Annotated in this window: 14 protein-coding genes; 6 read left to right on the forward strand and 8 right to left on the reverse strand. The window is 34.0% G+C overall.

All coding sequences use genetic code 11. The features are described 5' to 3' along the window. Nucleotides 1–80: 80 nt before the first annotated feature. A complete protein-coding gene (locus tag CBP76_RS08120; RefSeq protein WP_102196403.1) occupies nt 81–1,283 on the forward strand; it encodes an acetate/propionate family kinase in 1,203 nt (400 codons plus the stop codon). On the opposite strand, the gene CBP76_RS08125 is transcribed toward CBP76_RS08120, so the two are convergent. Beyond that, entirely contained in the window at nt 1,276–2,190 is a 915-nt protein-coding gene (locus tag CBP76_RS08125; RefSeq protein WP_102196404.1) for a 1,4-dihydroxy-2-naphthoate polyprenyltransferase, read from the reverse strand. The genes CBP76_RS08120 and CBP76_RS08125 overlap by 8 nt on opposite strands. Nucleotides 2,191–2,269: 79 nt before the next feature. Between CBP76_RS08125 and CBP76_RS08130 the strand changes: the two genes are divergently transcribed. Beyond that, nucleotides 2,270–3,241, forward strand: a complete 972-nt coding sequence (locus tag CBP76_RS08130; protein ID WP_102196405.1) for a polyprenyl synthetase family protein — start codon at nt 2,270–2,272, stop codon at nt 3,239–3,241. 113 nt (nt 3,242–3,354) lie between these two features. Here the strand turns inward: CBP76_RS08130 and cydC are convergent, their stop codons facing one another. The 6 genes from cydC to thiD form a co-directional block, all read right to left on the reverse strand. After that, on the reverse strand, nt 3,355–5,094 hold the full coding sequence (cydC, locus tag CBP76_RS08135; protein WP_102196406.1) for a thiol reductant ABC exporter subunit CydC: 1,740 nt from the start codon (nt 5,092–5,094) through the stop codon (nt 3,355–3,357). Then, the gene (gene cydD, locus CBP76_RS08140; RefSeq protein WP_102196407.1) at nt 5,091–6,824 is read right to left on the reverse strand and encodes a thiol reductant ABC exporter subunit CydD; all 1,734 of its coding nucleotides are present in this window, start codon (nt 6,822–6,824) and stop codon (nt 5,091–5,093) included. Before cydD ends, cydC begins: the two co-directional genes overlap by 4 nt. Further along, on the reverse strand, nt 6,824–7,837 hold the full coding sequence (gene cydB / locus CBP76_RS08145) for a cytochrome d ubiquinol oxidase subunit II (protein ID WP_102196408.1): 1,014 nt from the start codon (nt 7,835–7,837) through the stop codon (nt 6,824–6,826). The genes cydD and cydB overlap by 1 nt, the downstream gene beginning before the upstream one ends. Continuing rightward, nucleotides 7,834–9,276 (reverse strand): cytochrome ubiquinol oxidase subunit I, encoded by a 1,443-nt coding sequence (locus CBP76_RS08150; protein WP_102196409.1) that lies wholly within the window; start codon nt 9,274–9,276, stop codon nt 7,834–7,836. Before CBP76_RS08150 ends, cydB begins: the two co-directional genes overlap by 4 nt. A gap of 338 nt (nt 9,277–9,614) precedes the next feature. Next, complete coding sequence (locus tag CBP76_RS08155) at nt 9,615–10,733, reverse strand: hypothetical protein (RefSeq protein WP_102196410.1); 1,119 nt, start codon at nt 10,731–10,733, stop codon at nt 9,615–9,617. Between the two features lie 30 nt (nt 10,734–10,763). Beyond that, the gene (gene thiD / locus CBP76_RS08160) at nt 10,764–11,576 is read right to left on the reverse strand and encodes a bifunctional hydroxymethylpyrimidine kinase/phosphomethylpyrimidine kinase (RefSeq protein ID WP_166667228.1); all 813 of its coding nucleotides are present in this window, start codon (nt 11,574–11,576) and stop codon (nt 10,764–10,766) included. A 131-nt stretch (nt 11,577–11,707) separates the two neighbouring features. On the opposite strand from thiD, the gene CBP76_RS08165 reads away from it, so the two are divergent. Then, on the forward strand, nt 11,708–12,460 hold the full coding sequence (locus CBP76_RS08165) for a MerR family transcriptional regulator (protein ID WP_102196412.1): 753 nt from the start codon (nt 11,708–11,710) through the stop codon (nt 12,458–12,460). 130 nt (nt 12,461–12,590) lie between these two features. On the opposite strand, the gene CBP76_RS08170 is transcribed toward CBP76_RS08165, so the two are convergent. Beyond that, nucleotides 12,591–13,304, reverse strand: coding sequence for a DUF975 family protein (locus CBP76_RS08170; RefSeq protein ID WP_102196413.1), 714 nt, complete (start codon nt 13,302–13,304; stop codon nt 12,591–12,593). A 147-nt stretch (nt 13,305–13,451) separates the two neighbouring features. Here CBP76_RS08170 and proC point away from each other — a divergent pair, with 147 nt between their 5' ends. From proC to CBP76_RS08185, 3 genes are all read left to right on the forward strand, one after another. Continuing rightward, a complete protein-coding gene (gene proC, locus CBP76_RS08175) occupies nt 13,452–14,216 on the forward strand; it encodes a pyrroline-5-carboxylate reductase (protein ID WP_102196414.1) in 765 nt (254 codons plus the stop codon). 98 nt (nt 14,217–14,314) lie between these two features. Further along, on the forward strand, nt 14,315–14,908 hold the full coding sequence (locus CBP76_RS08180) for an ECF transporter S component (RefSeq protein WP_174683324.1): 594 nt from the start codon (nt 14,315–14,317) through the stop codon (nt 14,906–14,908). A 70-nt stretch (nt 14,909–14,978) separates the two neighbouring features. Continuing rightward, nucleotides 14,979–16,163 carry an acetate/propionate family kinase gene (locus CBP76_RS08185; RefSeq protein WP_102196416.1) on the forward strand — a complete coding sequence of 395 codons (1,185 nt, stop codon included), beginning with the start codon at nt 14,979–14,981 and terminating at the stop codon, nt 16,161–16,163. The last annotated feature ends 215 nt before the right edge of the window (nt 16,164–16,378 follow it).

Raw genomic sequence — 16,378 nt, forward strand, 5'->3', positions numbered from 1 at the left:
AGCATTTTTTTATATCGGTGTAAAGTTTGATATAAAGCTATTTGAAGAGAGTGCCTAGACCAAAAAAGGAGAGTTTTTGTATGAAGATTATGGCTATAAATGCAGGTAGTTCAACGTTAAAGTGGAAACTTTTTGAAATGCCTGAGAAAACAACAATTGCTTCTGGTATGATTGATCGCTTAGGTAGTCCTAAGGCTGTTTTTAAATTAAAGTATAACGGTCAAAAGGTTGAACGTGAGGAAGCCATCGAGTCAAACGAAATTGCTGTCTTATCGATTTTAGATGCGTTGAAAGATATGAAGATTATTGAACGTTTTGAGGATATTGTAGCCTTCGGGCATCGTCTTGTTGCTGGTGGAGAAGAGTTCAAAAATTCTGAGATCGTTACAGAAGAAAATTTACACAAAATTGAAGCACTATCAGAATATGCACCGTTACATAATAAAATTGAAGCTTATTATATTGATGTTTTTAAAAAATTGGTTCCTAAAGCCATTCAAGTTGCAGTCTTCGATACATCCTTCTTTGTTGATATGCCGAAGGTAAACTATCTTTATAGTATTGATATGGAAGACTACAAAAAATATCATGTTCGTCGTTATGGCGCCCATGGTACTAGCCATCGATATATTGCTCAACGTTTGGATAGTATCGTTGACGGCGGAATAAAGGATAAGAATGTTATTGTTTTGCATTTAGGAAGTGGTGCTTCTATTAGTGCGATTAAGAATGGCAAGGCATTCGATATTTCAATGGGATTCACGCCATTGGCCGGAATTATGATGAGTTCTAGAAGTGGTGATATTGATTTTTCGATTTTGCCATATCTAATGCGCAAGTTAGGAATTACAGATATTCAAGATATGATCGATATTTTGAATAATAAATCTGGTTTATTGGGAATTTCTGGTATTTCAGCTGATATGCGTGATATTGAAGCTAATGAAGATACTAATCAACGTGCTAAACTTGCTTTGGAAATGTATCGTAATCGAATTATTAAATTTATTGGTTCCTACATTGCTGAAATGGGTGGAGTTGACATATTGGCCTTTACAGCTGGTGTTGGCGAAAATTCAGCCGAGGTTCGTGAAGATATTCTTAGTGGTCTTAAATTCATGGGCTTAAAAATAGATCATGATAATAATCAAGTTCGTGGTAAGGAAATTAAAATTACGACTGACGATTCAACCATTGCAGCCTATACTATCCCAACTAATGAAGAGTTAATGATTGCTCAAGATACTTATAGTTTTGCTAAAATACTTGATGAAGTTAAATAGAGAAAATAACTCCTAATATAAATGTAACTGTCTCTGTCAAAGTGATTAGTAAAAGGTTCTTGATGATTAAGGGAAAAGTTTGTTTCTTAATCGGATTTTTACTAAAAGCTTTGGCATTTTTATATACAATCGGAGCAATTAAAAATGTTAAGAGCATCATTTTAGGTAATAATCCTAAGATAATTGAACAAGTGAGTGCAAGATATCCTAATACATATAGTGATTTTAGAATGAAAATAGAATTATTTTTGCCTAGGAAATATACGAGAGTTTTGCGACCTAAATTAATATCTTCTTTTTGATCAGCAATATTATTTGCTAATAATAAATTAGAAATAGCAAAAACAGTTAAAAGAGAAGAGAGCAGAGCATCAGCATAGAATTTAAAATCTAAAATAACACTAGGACTATGGACAACATTGATATAAATAGCGATTAGATATATGACATATCCCATAGTGAAGCCAGAAAAAAATTCACCTAAGGGACCACGATTGATTGGCCATGGGCCACCAGCATACAAAAATCCTACGCCAAAAGAGAAAATTCCCATATAAAGTAATGGCAGTCCAGTTCGCGAGACGATAAATAATCCAATAATAGCAGCGATAACGGAGAAAGAGAAATCCATCCAGCCTATTAAATGAATATTTAAATGATTGACTCCAATGACATTGGTTTCGCGTCGGAAACTTTCAACACCAGTGGCATTTTTGTAGTCCCAGTAATTGTCGTTGATATCAACGGCCATGTTAAATAAAAACATGGCAATAAAAAAGAGAATTAAGTCGAAGGCATTAACAGAATGCCAGTGGTAATATGAATACAACGTACCCATCAAAAATGGGAAGATACTGGCTGTTTTAGCTTTTATTTCAACCAGTTCAAAAAATACAGATGGTTTCAAAAAATCAGTCCTTTGGATTTGATAAGTTCTATTATAGAATTAATTTGAAATACAACAATACAGGGGTAAAAGATATTTTATGGCGAACTCAATTTGGAAAAGCTATCCGCAATTAGGAGAAAAACTTGATTTAACAACAGAGTTTATACACCAACAAGTCAAGATTAATAATTTAGAGATAAGTTCGATGATTGTAGATTTAACGTCGGGTGGTAAAATGTTGCGGCCAGCCTTTTTCCTATTGTTTAGCGAATTTGGAGAAGAGAAAAAAACGACTCAAGAGTTGATTCCCTTGGCTGCTTCTTTAGAAATATTACATGTAGCCACCTTGATTCATGATGATGTGATCGATGATTCGCCTTTAAGAAGATCAAAGCCAACGTTGCATACCAAGTATGGTTCAAGAAATGCAATTTATGCAGGAGATTACTTGTTTACATTGTATTTTGAATTAATTTCCAAAAATTTAGAATCTAATACTGATATTTTAAGAAATGCTTTGAGTATGAAAAAAATATTGATTGGTGAATTAGATCAAATGTTGATTAATTTCAATGTTGAATCAACTACGGAAATGTATTTCAAGGAAATATCAGGTAAAACGGCTGAATTGTTTAGTCTAAGTGCCACTATGGGAGCTGTTGTTAGTGGGGGCAGTCAGGAATTAATAGAGCGATGTAAGAAAATAGGTCATAATATTGGTATGGCCTTTCAAATAATAGATGATATTTTGGATTTTGGAAATTCCTCACAAATCGGTAAACCCGTACATGAAGATTTGAAAAATGGAGTTTATTCTTTACCTTATATTTTAGGCTTAGAGGCAGGAAATAAGGAACTAATTGAAATATTATCCAAAAATTCTTTGAATAGTGAAGATGACAGTCGGGCGACTAACATTATTGTTGATGAAGGATATTTGAATAAAGCTAAAGATATTGCTAAAAAATATACAGATCAAGCAGTATCAGAGATTGATGAATTACCGGAGAATTCAAGCCAAAGGGCTTTAAAAGCAATTATTAAAAGATTAGTAAATAGAATCAAATAAAAACACCAAGTAATCGTATTTTGATTACTTGGTGTTTTTGTTTCACGGTTAGTTTGGAAACTCACATTAACCAGAACTATTCAAATTGAAACCATCCTACAACGTTATAACGTCTATAATCCTTGATCCATTTGATAAAGTTCTTGAAAATGTTTATTAGTTTTGTAAAGATCTTTTGGAGATCCCTCCATTTCAATCTTGTCACTATTCATAAAGACCACATGATCTACATGATTAATACCCTGCAGATGATGAGTTACCCAAATGATAGTTTTATCTTTTAAGACATCGAAGAATGTTTCAAGCAAATCGTTTTCGGTGATGGGATCAAGTCCTACTGTTGGTTCATCCAAAAGTACAACTGGTGCATCTTGTAAGAGGATTCTAGCTAATGCAATTCTTTCTTGCTCACCGCCAGAGAATCGAGAACCATTTTCACCAACGATAGTATTATATTGGTCAGGTAATGATTCAACTAAATCTTTAAGTCCGACTCGATCAATTGCTCTTTTAACCTCGGCATCGGATTTTTGCTCGTTCCCTAGGCGAACATTATTCAATAAAGTGGTATTGAACAAGAATGGTTTTTGATTCAATACTGAAAATATTTTTTCACGATTTACTTGAATCTGTGAAATATCTAGATCATTTACTTTGATCTGTCCTTGTTGTGGAGTTAGATCGCCTAGTATCAATTGGAGAATCGTTGTTTTACCAATTCCACTAGGGCCTAATAAAGCTAACTTTTCCCCATGTTGAATTTTCTGAGAAAAATTTTTGATTAAGATAGGTGAAGAAGAATTATATTCAAAAGTAATGTTTTCAATAGAGATATCCTTGAAATTTTGTGGTTTCAATTCCTTTTGAATAGGTAAGTTATTTGGGATAGGCTTGATCGTATTTAAACGATTAATTGAGTCCCGATAAGTTGGCCACTCCTCAAACCCTTGACTGACAGGGATAATTGCATCTGAAAGTGGAAAAATTGCTAAAACAACAGCAGCAACAAAATTGGCCTGTTCTTGATTATGAGTCATTGTTAGATTAGTAAAAATTAAAAAACAAACAACCATCGCGGCAAAAATTAACTGTAATAAGAAATCACGATTACGTCTAAAAGCCTTGGATTTATTTTGAGAACGATCTAGGTTTTGAATATTTGAGGCGGTCAAATTTTTAAAATCAACTTTTCGACCAGAAATAATCCAATCATCAACTCCTAGAATATTATCGGTTAGTTGAACGTATAAATCGCTTTTAACAGATTTTTGGTAAGCCCGCCGAGCACTTTCTATGGAGACAGATACCAATGGGACTAGAAATACTTCAAGAAAAAGTAATAAAAAGACGAAGAATCCAAATGATCGATTAAACACGCCTAAGGCAATCGAAGCAATAATGGTTAGTAGATATGAAATTACTGCTGGAAAAATAGTTCTTAAATATAGATTTTGTAAATGACTGATGTCTTCAGATAATAATCCCATGATATCGCCAGTTTTGTGATGTTCATTAAAAAAAGAAGCGTCGCTTTCAAGAGTTTTATATAAACGGGTTCTTAAGTCTGATGTTACTCTTAAAACCCAATTATGACTTTTTAGTCGTTCGATGTACTTAAAGACAGGACGACCGATACCGAAAGCTCTGGTTAAAAGAATAGGAATATAAATCAAAAGAATGTTAATAGGGTGAGTTGCAGCTTTATCGATAGTATATCCCGAAGTAAACATCAAAGCTGCCGCACAAAATGATGTTAATAGCCCTAGAATCAAAGCAGTGATCAATAGTCCCTTGTATTGTTTAATATATGGTTTGACCCAAGTATCAGACTTGAAGGTTTTGAAGAAGTTCATAGTTGATCACCTCGCATATTTTTAATTAATTGAGAAAAGGCACCGTTATGCTCAGAAAGCTCCTCAGGAGTTCCTTGCTCAGCAATTATTCCATCATTCATAACGATAACGTAATCCATCTCTTTGATCCAGTGGAGTCGATGCGTTGCAAAAATAACCAAATGATTTTTGAAAAGTTTTTCCATAGGTTTCTTTAATGCGTATTCGGTTTCAATGTCCAAATGTGCAGTTGGTTCATCAAAAATCAAAACATGTCGATCATCAGCTAAAAATGCCCTGGCTAACATGATTCTTTGTTGTTGACCGCCAGAGATACCTCGTCCACCTTCACCGATTTGAGTTTCGTATCCCTTGGATAGACTATTGATAAAATCTTCCAAGCCAGCTGATTCAGCTGCTTTTTTAATTTGCTCTAGAGTGGCATTAGGGCGATAAAAGGAAATGTTTTCAAGTATTGTGCCAGAAAAGAGATATGGAGATTGCGGCAAAAAGGTTAATTTATTTTGCCAATTTTGTTGTTTAAAATTAGAAACTTTTTGACCATTTATACTAATATCAGCTTGATCGGGTAATAAAAAGCCACCAATGGTCCTAATTAGAGTTGTTTTGCCAGAACCAGATTTACCGATTACACCAATTTTTTGATAACCAGTGAGTTTCAATTTGCTGATATCTAAGCTTACTTCATCCTCATTAACGCCGTTGTATTTAAATTGTAATTTATTGATATCGATTTTAGAGTTTTCATCCCAAGCAAAATCTTTTAAAGTTTCGTTTTTAGCAGCACTGGGACGCTCAAGAATTTCAAAAATAGAATTTAAAGCATTTTTACCATTTAAGGTAGCATGATAATCGTTAGAGAAATCACGTAAAGGTAAGAAATATTCAGGTGCCAATATCAAAGTTACTAATGCTGGAAAAAGAGGAAAACTATTGTTGATCAAACCAAGGCCCAAGAAAACGGCCAAGATAGCAATTCCAAGCGTTGTCAGCCAATCCAAAGCAAAAGTAGATAGAATGGCAATGCGAAGAGTATTCATTGTTCTACGACGATATTCGTCGCTTACGGTGTAAATGTTTTTTGCATAACGTTTGCTTAATCCTAACATTTTCAAGGTCGGCAAACCGCGCAAAGCATCTAAGAAATGATTTGAAAGGATAGTATATTGTGCATATTGTGCATCAGCTTTTGATTGTGCGGCTAATCCGAGAATTATCATAAAAAGAATTACTAATGGAACAATAATTGTCAAAGTAATTCCTGAAGCAATATTTTGAGTATAGATATAGATTAGTAAGACTGGAGGAATAATTGACATATTCATTAACTTGGTAAAAATCAATTTAAAGTAATTTTCTACCAAATCAATTCCATCTAATGAGGCAGTGACCAAATTACCAGTTCCTTCATCAGAAATCATTTCAGGGCCAGCATCATAGATTTTATCTAATAGTTTTGAACGGATAGTTTCGGAAGTCTTGCTGGCATAATTTTCAACAATTTTAGTATTTATTAAATTAAATAGATGTCTAAGAATAAAGGCACTAGCAAACAAAATCATTGGATAAATAATAGTTTGCAATGATTTTTGCTCCCATGAATTCACAAGTGCTTCTGCTAAATACTTACCTTGGAACAATACAACAAATGCTTGCAAGAGAGTTAATCCTGCAAGCATTAGAAGTAATTTTTTTGTTCCTGGTAAGCGAAATAATCGCTTATCAATCATTAATATTTCACCGTATTCTCTCTTGGATTTATTCTCTTTGTAAATAGAGAATATGACCAAATGAAGTAGATAGCCACAATTGGAACCAAGATACATGCCACAATGGTCATGATCGTCAATGTGTACTGTGAATTAGCAGCATTTTTGATCAAGATACTGTGAGCAGGGTTAGTTGCAATCATTACACGTGGGAATAGTCCATTAAATAATAAAACAATGACCATACTTAGTGATAGACCACTACCAATAAAGCTAAAGCCTTCTCTATTCTTTAGGACTCCATAGTAGCCTAATAATGAGAATAAAACAATTAGGACCGTTATAAAGAGTGAAGAAGCAAATCTCTTAGTGAAAAAGTCTGTCTGCAAGAATACCAACACTGCAAAGACAACTTCACCTAAGAAAAGAATAGGATATAAAATTTGGTTTAACTTACGAGCACGTTCACGTAATGGACCATCCATTCTAAGACGGATGAAATTAAGCCCATGAACTAGTGATAATAGTACACCAGCAACTCCGCCAACAATTGATAAGAGATTTACGACATCGAAAAATTGAGGAAAGGCATCACCGTTAGCATTCATAGGAATACCTTGAACCATACTCAAAAGAATCATACATAGGAAAAATGGGGGTAGGATACTTCCGACAAAGAAGGTCCACATCCAAAGATTTCTACCAGTTGCTGTCTCAGCATGTTTGTGAAATTCAAATGAAACTCCACGAAGAATTAATCCTACTAAAACAAGTAGAAATAGAATGTAATATCCAGAGAATAATGATGCATACCATAGAGGTAGTGATGCAAACATTGCACCACCAGCAGTAACTAACCATGTCTCATTACCATCCCAATGAGGTCCGATGGTCGACATGATGGCGGCTCTTTCAGCTTCATCTTTGGCTAAGAATCTGGTTGACATTCCAACACCAAAGTCGAAACCTTCAAGAAAGAGAAAGATTGCAAATAGAAGTCCGATTAAGATAAACCATAATGTACTTAGTGTCATTTTCCAAAGGCCTCCTTTGCAAATGGATCGACGTTTTGTTTGGAATCAGCTTCTTCATAATATGGACCATGATGAAGGGTTTGTCTGCTGTACCAAACCATGACGCCACCCAATAATGTAAAGAGTAGTAAGTAAATAATGTTACTAAATAGAAGTGTAGCAACAGTTGAGGTTGGTGAAACAGCCTGAGCAATTGTAAAGAGTCCGTAAACAATCCATGGGTAACGTCCGAATTCAGTAATAAACCATCCGGCTGAGTTACCAATGAAAGGAACCCAAATACATAATCCCAAAATTACTAACATCCATTTGTGATTTTCAATTGTATCTTTCTTCTTACGTGAGAAGAATAATCCCACTATTGAAACTAGCATGATCAAAGCATCAATACCAGTCATTACACGGAAGCTCCAAAAGAGGGTCTTAGGTGGAACATAATAATTCATGTCCTTGCCAAACTTCTTGTCATATTTGGCATGTAATTCTTTATTAATAGTGTCCATACCCTTAACTGAACCGCTTAGCTTATGATAAGCCAAGATACTCAATACACCAGGTACTTCAATCTCGTGACTTGATTTATGATTCTTAGCATCAATAGACTCAACGATCGTCCAAGGTGCAGGATCTTTAGTATCTTTATAGATACCTTCAGTAGCAGCAAACTTCATTGGTTGATCTTTAATGATTTGTTGAGTCTGAAGGTCTCCAGCAACAGCTGAGAGGATAGCAAAAATCAAACTTGCCCAAAGGCTAAAACGTAAAGATGTTTTGAAGAAATGATTTTCATCTTTTTTCTTGCGTAGTAATCCATAAGCACTCATACCTGTAATAACAACAGCTGCCGTCATAAAGGCAGCTAAAATAACATGTGGAAAGACTCTCCACAATTGAGGATTGGCAACCACAGCGCCAAAATCCGTTAATTGGATACGATGTGTTGTTGGGTTGATCTTAAATCCTGTGGGATGTTGCATAAAACTATTAGCAGCTAAAATCCAAATGGCTGATAACATTGTACCGATTGATGTCATCCAGATCATAAAAGCATGAACACCTGGTTTGAAACGGTCCCAAGTGAACATCCAAATACCGATGAATACAGATTCGATAAAGAATGCTAATAAAGCTTCAATAGCAAGTGGAGCGCCGAATACATCACCCATAAAACGTGAATATTCGGACCAATTCATACCGAATTGGAATTCTTGAATAATACCTGTAACAATACCAACGGCGAAACTCAAAAGAAAGATCTTTCCCCAGAATTTTGCCATATCTAAGTAAACTTTGTCTTTTTTAACAGCATAGATAGTTTCCATAATAGCAACCAAAAATCCCATTCCGATTGAAAATGGAACAAAGAAGAAATGGAAGACGGTTGTCATTGCAAATTGGAAACGTGCCAAAGAAAGAACACTTAATCCAATACCTAGCATGGTCAATAACCTCCTAAAACATAAATTTATACCCTATTGATATACACAAATTTATCATATGATTAATTAACTTTTTAATCAACCAATTAACTTGTGAAAAAATCGCTTTCAATACTGTGAAAATCATATTATATCAATGGTTAAGCTCTACTTTTTGATGTAACTAGTTGATAAATTAAAATTATTTTTATCAAATAATAATTTTGTGTTTTTGTATTCATAGTTAGAATATAAACCTTTAAAAAGTTTTTTCTCATCATTATTCATAAATAAATTTTACAAAAAATCAGGAATAAAAAAGGTCCATTTTCATTAAGAAAATGGACCTTTTTAAATAATCAATGGCGGCCACGACGACTTCTTGTTCGTGGTTCATTGGTGCTATTTCTATTTTGTGAAGAGCCTAATTGCAATTGATTATTACCACCAAATGTTTGATTATTTTGATTCCCAAAGTTCTGAGGTTGTTGCTGTTGCTGTTGGTTGAATCCTTGAGAGCCATTATAATTCTGATTATTGAATTGGTCCTGTTGGTTGTTATAAGGATTACCATTGAACGGTTGATTATTTTGAGGTTGTTGGAAACCACCTTTATTGTTATTCATTGGACGGTTCATCTGATTATTGTTCATTGGTTGATTAAATGATTGTTGATTATTATAACCAGTATTTCCTTGGTTATTTGGATTCATTTGTTGTGTATTAAATGATTGTTGATTATTATAACCAGTATTTCTTTGGTTATTTGGATTCGTTTGTTGTTGATTAAATGGTTGTTGATTGTTATAACCAGTATTTCCTTGGTTATTAGAATTCAATTGTTGTTGATTATATTGGTTATTATTTTGATAGCCATTCATTTGATTTGGTACTTGGTTAGGAAATTGTTGACTATTTTGTTGTTGTGGATTTTGATAAGGATTTTGGTTATATCCCTGATTGTTTTGATAGGGATTACCATAATTTTGTTGGTTAAAATTGTTAGGTTGATTGAATTGTTCTTGTTGAGGATTGTAGTATTGATTTTGCTGATTATTATCAAATTGGTTAAAGTTATTATCGGTTTCATCTTCAAAATCATCATCAGAAACGGGATGAAGAATTGAATCAACTATTACTATAATCAAATCGATGGCACCAATAATAATGCCAACCCAAGCCCAGATTTTGAGAAAACCCGCACCTGGCATATTGGCATTGAAAAGTCCCATTAATCCACCAAGGATTAAAATAACAAACCCGACAATATCGGGCACAATACTATATGTTCGATTAGTTAGAATGTAGATGGCCGCGGCAATAATATAGGTAATGGCCATAAGTATTCCAGCAGCACCACCGATAGCGCCAGTCCCAACCAAAGCGGCGATGAAACCCTCAAAGCCGGATTTGATCATTAAAATAATTGACAGTATTAGCAATAAAATTCCGGCAGAAATTTTTGTTATTCTTACCATGAAATAAACCTCCAATTTCACTCACAAACACTATTGTATATCATCCTTTATAAAATGGTTAATAGGACCATATTTATGACCTACATCAATTTCATTTTTGATAGCATTGTAAGTAAATGTTTTTGCAGTCTTGATAGCATCTTCCATACTCTGACCCTTAGCAATCTCTGCAACGATACAAGATGATAGTGTATCTCCAGTACCATTGATATGTTCAGTTTTTACAAATGGTTCAGAGATCCAGAATGATTGTCCATCCTCTAGTAAAACATAGTCTTCAACTGAATCAATAGAATCGTCGCTATGTTCACCCTTTATCATAATATTTTTTGGACCTAAATTGCGCAATTTATGTGCAGCCTTAATAATTTCTTCTTTATTTTTGAGTTCAAGGCCGGATAATTTTTTAGCTTCATAGAAATTTGGTGTAATTAAATCAGCCAAAGGAAACAATTCATCGATTAGAGTCTGGTAGGCTTCAGTTTCAAGCAACATTGCACCGTGTTTTGTAATAATAACGGGATCGAGGACGAAAGTACCGAATGGTTTGTCCTTGATAGCTTCAGCAATGGTATGAATAATTTTTGAATCGGATAACATGCCTGTTTTGAAGGCCGAAACTTTAAAGTCATCTTTGATATCTTTAATTTGACTTTGAATAAAGCTTAATGGCATATTCACGCTATCATGAATACCATATGAATTTCCAGCAACGGCAGCCGTAAGCACAGACATACCATAAACACCGCGAGACATAAATGTTTTTAGATCGGCCTGAGCACCAGCACTTCCGTCTGAATCAGAACCAGCAATTGTTAAAACTTGAGTAAAGTCATTCAATATAGTCACCCACCTATTCATTGTTAACACTTATCTTAACAGGAATATTTCAAAATGTGGTTACTTTTTGCAGATTTCGCTTGACCTTTACGCAGCGTAAGCCTTTAGAATTTACTTTGTTAGGAGAGTTACTTATGAAGTATACAATAAAAAAATTAGCTGAGATTGCTGACGTAAGTAAAAGAACACTAAGATATTATGATCAGATCGACTTACTAAAACCGAATGAATTGAATAAGAGTAATTATCGGATTTATAACGAAAAAAATGTAAATCAATTACAGCAAATTCTTTTTTATCGAGCCTTGGGATTCCCACTGTCTAAGATAAAACAAATTATGAACGATCCCAATTTTTCTAGACTGGAGGCACTAAAGAGTCAGAGAGAAATGCTAATTGAGCAACAATCTGAAATAAATAAACTCCTAACAAATATCAATCAGACGATTAAGGATTATAAGGGAGAAGTTAAGATGGCAGATTCTGAAAAATTTGAAGTATTTAAAAAGAAACAACTTGAAACTAACGAATTAGATTACGGAGAAGAACTTCGTGAGAAGTATAAAAAGTCAACTATTGAACAAGTTAATGAAAAATATTCTCAACTTGATAAGAATGATTTTAAAAACATGAAAGAAATTGAAAATAATCTAATAGTTAATTTACTGAAATTAAGAAAAAATCCTAATTCAACATTAGAAGAAAAAATTTATCGAGAACATAGACAATGGTTGGAATATACGTGGCCTAATTATACAAAAGAGGCTCATAGAGGATTAGTTGATATGTATCTTTCAGATGCTAGGTTTGCTAAATATTATGACGATAAGGCGAAAGTACCGGTCATCAGGTTGCTTCATGATGTTATTTATCACTATACAAATTAATAAAAAAATATGTTCAGTAAAAAAAATACCCCTAGTAATCATATTTTGATCACTGGAGGTATTCGTTTTAAGCGAAAGAAGCTATATTTTGGGTTTGTATTATTTCAGAATTATTTCCCAAGCCTTTTCGTTAGGCATAATTAGGATTCTGTTCAACTAGATCATGGAAGAAGTTGGCCATAGTTAATTTGTAATAAGGATAAATCCAAATTAATCCAATTCCAAAGGTGATACCACCAAGAATCCACCAACCAATGAAACTAAGTTGTAGTACAAAATAACGGCCCTTATTGCCTACCATTAATTGACGACTTTTTGTAATATAATCAGTTAAAGAATAGTTGTCAGCTAAACCGCGATCGTTTAAATCTTTATAAACAAAGTATGTTTGAGAGTAAGCTATTCCCTTGATAATACCTGGAATTATAAGTAGAAGTGTCCATAAGAAAGTGAAAATACTAGTTAAAACATAAACAAAAATCAATTTCCACCAATCAGGACTACGGAAATATGTGAAATTACTTTTAAATGGTTCGAAATCTAATTGTGGATCTTCAATCCAATCAAGTCCTCTAAAAGTTGCTGAGACGTTAATTAAAAAGAAGACAATACTCAAAACAAAACTGATGATTCCAAGTGATGTTGCAAACCAAAAGATATGTGAAATATCAAAGTTAGTTAAGTTATATTGAACATCAGACTGTGAATGAGAATTACTGGAACCGTTAGTAATCAATAAAAGAATTAGTGGAATTAAGTATAGTGCAATTGCTTTTTTCCAATTACCTTGTAGTAAACGTTTGACCTCGGTTTTTAATTCTGCGCGTGTACGGTATGTATTCATAAATTTCCCCCCTTTCTAATAACTTAAGAATACACGATTTAATAATTATTCTGAAGTTATTAGATATCAAATGAATTGCTTTTAATTTGTATCGGAATTATCTTTAAATATAATAGACAATATAAAATTTTGTGAGGAGTGGATTTCATGATTGGATTTATTGGAGCTGGTAGTATTGGTGGAGCCGTTATAACGGGCCTGGTTAAGAATGGATTTAACGCTGACGAGATAATCGTTAAAGGCGGCAGTTCTAATCGAACAAAATTATTGTGTGAACAATTAGGATTTCAGATGGTTAAGAAAATTAAACAACTTGAAGATACCGATGTTATTTTTATTGCCGTCGGAGCTAGTGCTATAGATGGTGTACTCAAAGAGTTGAAAGAAATTGCTTCTGATAAATTGGTTGTGGCCTTTACAGGTAGCGCATCAGTGGCAAATCTGAAAAAGATTTTAGGTAGTGTCAAAGTTGCACATGCAATTCCTAATACACCAGTTAAAGTTGGAGCAGGTTTTACTGGAATTACTTATTCAGAAGACTTTACTGATGAAGATAAGAAGAAAATTGGTTCTATTTTGGGATACACAGGTCAACTTGTCGAGGTTCCGGAAAATCAATTAGGTATTCTAGGGACAGTTGCCGGTTGTTCACCAGCCTTTTTAGATGTTTTCATCGAGGCATTGAGTGACGCCGGAGTCAAACATGGTTTAGATAGAAAACTCGCTTATGAGGCTGCTATTGGTATGGCCATTGGGGCAAGTAAACTGGCAAAGCAATCCGAGCTAAATGTATCGGCTTTAAAAGATGAGGTAACCTCACCAGGTGGTTCAACAATCAGAGGAGTTGCTGCACTGGAGGAATATGGTTTTAGAAATGCTGTTATTAAAGCGGTTGATGCGGCTGAAGATTAATTTAAAAATAAAGCTAATATTAATTTAGCTTTATTTTTTTGTTCTTTGCCGAGTAATCAGTTAAAATTAAGAAAATTAGGAGTTAAGAGGTAGGGATCTTGCAAAAAAGAAAGGCTTATCGAACGGCAATTTTAGGCATTTTGATTGCCATTATTTTTGTTCAATCAATGGTGCCATTTTTAGGTTTCATTCCAACTGGTTTTATTAATATAACAATTATTCATATTACAGTTATTGTTGCAGCCATTGTTTTGGGACCTAAGAGTGGGGGAATTGTCGGTTTGGTTTGGGGAATCGGAACAATTATTAGGGCATTCACTAGTCCAACCTCAATTATTGATACAACGGTTTTTACAAATCCAATAGTGGCAGTACTTCCTAGAATTGCAGTTGGATTAATTGCTGGATGGGTATACTTGTGGTTCAAAGATCATACCAATAAAAAAGTTTTGGGCATGGCCATTGCTTCAGGTATTGGTTCATTGGTAAATACTGTTTTAGTTTTGGGATTGATGCGAGTTATGTATGCTAGCACCATGGCTCAAGTTTATGCGACACAAACTGATTTGTTGAATAAAATGTTATTGGTAATTGTAGGAACCAACGGTATTCCGGAAATGATTGCAGCAATCGTTATTGCCCCGGCCATTTCTACTGCAATTTTGAAATCCAATAAGTTTTTAGATAATTAATTTTAATTACATAAAAGTCAGCATATTTTCTGAAAATTAGGTATTCTATTAGGTAGGAGTGTGAATTTTAATGCAAAAAACATTAGTTATCAATGCTGGTAGCTCATCTTTAAAGTGGCAATTATTTGAAATGCCATCAGAAATGGTTTTGGCTAGCGGTATGGTAGAACGTATTAGTATGCCGGGTTCCATCTTTACGATCAAATATGGAGAACATCAAAAGTATGAGACAACTGTAGATAATTTAGATCAAGAAGCCTCTGCAAAAATGGTTTTTAATGAATTGTTACGTCTTGAAATTATTGCTGACTTGTCTGAGATCACTGCAGTAGCTCATAGAGTAGTTGCTGGCGGCCAAGTATTTAAAAAAGCGGTTGAGGTAACTCCAGATGTACTTAAAAAGATTAAAGAATTAAGTAATTTTGCACCATTGCATAATCCTATGGAAGCCCAAGGGATTGAAACAATGGCAAAAACTTTACCTAATGTAAAACAATATGCCGTTTTTGATAGTCAATTTTTTACTGATTTGCCTGAAATGAACGCAATTTATAGTTTGCCTTATGAACTAACTCAAAAGTATCAAATACGTCGTTATGGTGAACATGGAATTTCACATGGTTATCTAGCTGGTCGTGCTGCTGAATTATTAAATAAGCCCAAGTCAACTGTGAACTTGGTAACTATGCATCTAGGTAGTGGAGCTTCATTAGCTGCTGTAAAAGATGGTAAAGCTTTTGATACATCAATGGGATTCACGCCATTAACAGGTGTTACTATGGGGACTCGTGCAGGGGATGTTGATCCATCAGTAGTTCCATATTTAATGCAAGAGTTAAATGTAAGTGACCCTAATGAGATAATGATGATGCTTAATCAAAAATCAGGTTTGTTGGGTGTCTCAGGTATTTCCCCAGACATGCGTGAGATTAAAGCACAGGAAGAAACTAATTCCCAAGCCAAATTGGCTGTTGATATTTTTGTTAATCGAATTGTCAAATATGCTGGTAGTTATTTGACTGAATTGCATGGTGCCGATGCGTTAATATTTGCAGGTGGTATTGGTGAACATAATGATCAACTACGTCAACAAATCATTGATGAGTTAGCCATTTTTAATGTTAAATTGGATTCAAAGCTCAACAAAGCTGGAAAAGAAGGACTTATCAGTAGTAGCGATTCGTCTATTAAGGTTTTGTTGATTCCAACAAATGAAGAGTTAGCAATGGTTCGTCAAGTGGCGGCTATTCAATAAGATATTTAAAAAAGACATAATTTTCCGTATAAAAAAGCGCTGACTTAGTAACTGTTAAATAGTTACTAAGTCAGCGCTTTTTTGAGTTATTATTTTTGTTTCAGAAGATAACTATTCCTAATAAATATAGCCCTTTAAAAGGATTGAATTTTATTTGATATTCGAAGAAACACGTTCTTTGTGAGCAATAATGATTTTATCAGCAATTGCACGAT

It is taken from the genome of Companilactobacillus nuruki (assembly GCF_002872255.1).
In the GTDB taxonomy this organism is placed as follows: domain Bacteria; phylum Bacillota; class Bacilli; order Lactobacillales; family Lactobacillaceae; genus Companilactobacillus; species Companilactobacillus nuruki.

Excerpts from the sequence above, each read along its gene's own strand:
- CBP76_RS08120 (WP_102196403.1), top strand. The coding sequence starts at position 81 with ATGAAGATTATGGCTATAAATGCAGGTAGTTCAACGTTAAAGTGGAAA.
- CBP76_RS08130 (WP_102196405.1), top strand. The coding sequence starts at position 2,270 with ATGGCGAACTCAATTTGGAAAAGCTATCCGCAATTAGGAGAAAAACTT.
- cydC (WP_102196406.1), bottom strand. The coding sequence starts at position 5,094 with ATGAACTTCTTCAAAACCTTCAAGTCTGATACTTGGGTCAAACCATAT.
- cydD (WP_102196407.1), bottom strand. The coding sequence starts at position 6,824 with ATGATTGATAAGCGATTATTTCGCTTACCAGGAACAAAAAAATTACTT.
- cydB (WP_102196408.1), bottom strand. The coding sequence starts at position 7,837 with ATGACACTAAGTACATTATGGTTTATCTTAATCGGACTTCTATTTGCA.
- CBP76_RS08150 (WP_102196409.1), bottom strand. The coding sequence starts at position 9,276 with ATGCTAGGTATTGGATTAAGTGTTCTTTCTTTGGCACGTTTCCAATTT.
- CBP76_RS08155 (WP_102196410.1), bottom strand. The coding sequence starts at position 10,733 with ATGGTAAGAATAACAAAAATTTCTGCCGGAATTTTATTGCTAATACTG.
- CBP76_RS08165 (WP_102196412.1), top strand. The coding sequence starts at position 11,708 with ATGAAGTATACAATAAAAAAATTAGCTGAGATTGCTGACGTAAGTAAA.
- CBP76_RS08170 (WP_102196413.1), bottom strand. The coding sequence starts at position 13,304 with ATGAATACATACCGTACACGCGCAGAATTAAAAACCGAGGTCAAACGT.
- proC (WP_102196414.1), top strand. The coding sequence starts at position 13,452 with ATGATTGGATTTATTGGAGCTGGTAGTATTGGTGGAGCCGTTATAACG.
- CBP76_RS08185 (WP_102196416.1), top strand. The coding sequence starts at position 14,979 with ATGCAAAAAACATTAGTTATCAATGCTGGTAGCTCATCTTTAAAGTGG.